This is a genomic window from Nostoc sp. CHAB 5715 (genome assembly GCF_020829685.1).
Classification (GTDB): domain Bacteria; phylum Cyanobacteriota; class Cyanobacteriia; order Cyanobacteriales; family Nostocaceae; genus Nostoc.
Genome location: NZ_JAIVFR010000993.1, coordinates 1 through 2,656 on the forward strand (window position 1 = coordinate 1; position 2,656 = coordinate 2,656).

At 45.9% G+C, this 2,656-nt stretch carries 2 protein-coding genes; both read right to left on the bottom strand.

Features of this window, described 5'->3' with window-relative positions:
* The coding region (locus LC574_RS34850) for an alpha/beta fold hydrolase (RefSeq protein ID WP_229458186.1) at nt 1–2,330 on the bottom strand (2,330 nt) is incomplete at its 3' end.
* On the bottom strand, nt 2,331–2,656 hold a 326-nt coding region (locus LC574_RS34855; RefSeq protein ID WP_229458188.1), incomplete at its 5' end, for a condensation domain-containing protein. It lies immediately after the preceding gene.

The window sequence follows — 2,656 nt, forward strand, 5'->3', positions numbered from 1 at the left end:
GTATCCTCAAGATAAACCTCGCTAGCCCGGAAGAGGGTTATTCGAGTCGGATAAACCTCCTGTGGCACATAATGAGCAGAAGCTTGATAATTGGCTTTGAAAACTTGCATAAGACCACGAATTTGTTTAATTCCAGCTTCAAGAGGCAGCAGATTGATTGTTTTCAGCCGCTCTCCGATGTAATTCAATTGCTCTTCAGGTTTTAGGGAGTGGAGAGCCTCATATGATATTTCCTGGTTCTTCCCAAAGAAGCGCTCTACGAGATTGGTAATTCTGGTCAGCCATTTAGCATCATCCCAATCAACACCAATCAGGTGGCGACCAGGAATCGGCGCTTCCGTGTCTAAGATGGCGACTAGCGCCACCTCATGTCCCTGCTTTTGTAATTGTTGAGCCATCTCAAAAGCTACCAATGCTCCTGAGGAATGACCTCCCAGAAAATACGGCCCTTGGGGCTGAACGGTCTGTAGTGCTTCGATATAGTGGACAGCCATATCCTCAATTTGGGTGTAAGGCTGCGATTCTCCATCCAAACCCGGTGATTGTAAACCGTAAAACGGTTGGTCTAAACCTAGATAACGTGCCAAATCATAAAAGTAGATGACATTTCCACCAGCTCCGGGCAAGCAAAAGAAAGGCCGTTTTGAACCATTGGGCTGAATTGGAACCAGAGGAGACCAAGACAGGGAATCTGTTTGTTGGCGGAGAATATCAGCTAGCTGTTCGATTGTCGAGCCTTGGAAAAGTGCTGCTAAGGGCAAATTTTTCCTGAACTGCTGCTGAATCTGAGCCATGAGGCGGACTGCTAAAAGGGAATGACCGCCGAGGTCAAAGAAGTTGTCCCGTACTCCGATAAGGTGGACGCCCAAAACCTCAGACCAGATTTGTGCCAATTGCTGTTCTAGAGAGTCACGGGGTGGGATAAAGTCCTCCTTTAACTCTCGTTGAACATGTTTCTGAAGCGGTTTAACTTGCGGAATTTGCTCTGTCGAAATTCTACTTATAATTGTTGCAAGGTCTTGCTCTGGGACAGCAACAATGCTTTTCAAAAGAGTTAGAAAATGCTCCAGAATCAGAGTTATATCGTCGCTGTAAAAACGATCGCTGTCATAGACAATATGAAACTCTAACTCTGAACCTGGGATGACTAGAACAGTGAGGGGATATTTTGTTTGTGCCCCTGTAGAGCGAGTTTTATGTAAATCTATGGTTAGGTTTGAGGACTGTAGTATTGATGAATCAACTGGATAGTTCTCAAAAACCAGAATGCTTTCATAAAGGGGTAACGAAGCTGGCACTTCACTCCATTGCTGAACTTGCCCTGCAGAGCAGTATTCATAAGCTCGTTGCTCAAGGTGCTGAACTTGGATATCTTTAAGCCAGCACCACAGTAATGCTTCAGCAGAAATCCTGAGCCGTATTGGCAAGGTATTAATGAAGAGACCTACCATTGATTCGACCCCTGCTAGATCCGGCGGACGGCCAGAGACAGTGGCACCAAATATCACATCTGATTCACCACTATAGCGGCTTAAGAGCAAAGCCCAGACTCCTTGAACTAGAATATTCAAGGTCAGGTGATGTTGCCGTGCTAAAAACTGTAGTGCTTCTGTAGCAGACGCTGGCAAGCAGGCTTTTTGTTTGCCATAGTGTTTTTTCTGGGCAGAAAAACTACCAGGCGCAGCAACCGTCGCCAGTGGAGTTGGCATTTTGAAACCCTGAAGTTTCTTTTGCCAGAATGCTTCAGCCTGGGACTGTTCTTGCTGTTTGAGCCAAGCAATATAGTTTTTATAGGGGCGGCTTGGTTCCAATGATAAATCTTGACCTTTGGTAAATGCTTTGTAGAAAGTCAGAAATTCCTTCAAGATGAGAGCTAAGGACCAGCCATCTATTATAATGTGATGAAAAGTCCAGACAACATAATGTGCATTTTCGTCCATTTGGAAAATTGCCAAACGTATTAGCGGAGCCTTGGTAAGTGCGAATCCACGAATGCGGTCCATCTTGATATAGTTTTCCAATTTCTCTTGCTGTTGGGGCAATGAAAACCCGCGCAAGTCTTGTTGCTCCAGTGGCACTTTCACCCGCTGAAGTACGACCTGAATTGGCTCATCTTGGTCCTTCCAAACAAAGCCTGTTCTGAGGAGCGAGTGCCGTCCCACAACTCGCAGCCAGGCTCTTTCAAAGGCTGCTAAGTCTAATTCTCCTTGCAAACTCCAAATGGACTGCTCAATGTGTATCCCTGACTCTGGAGCGGATAAGCTCTCGAAAAGCATACCCTGTTGGGAAAGAGAAAGGGGATAAATAGCTTCAATATTTTTCTGGCTCATTTAATCCTCCTGGTGAATAAAGTCGATTTGTGCTAGAAGCTGGTCAAGTTTTCCTTGACTAAGGTTGAGTTCGGGAAAGTCAGTAGGGGTGTAGCCGCCCGCCTCAGGTAACTGGCAATGGGTAATCAGAGCTTGCAAAGCCGTCAGGAAACATTGAGCCTGACGTTCAATAGTTGCCCGTTGATGGACATTCTGGCTGTAAGTCCAATGGAGTTGCAGTTTGCCATTGCTGACAAACCCATTGATTTCTAACAGATAGCAACGATGTCCCAAAGGGCTACGGTTTGAGCCACTCTGCTGTTGGGCAAGTCCCAAGACAAAAGATG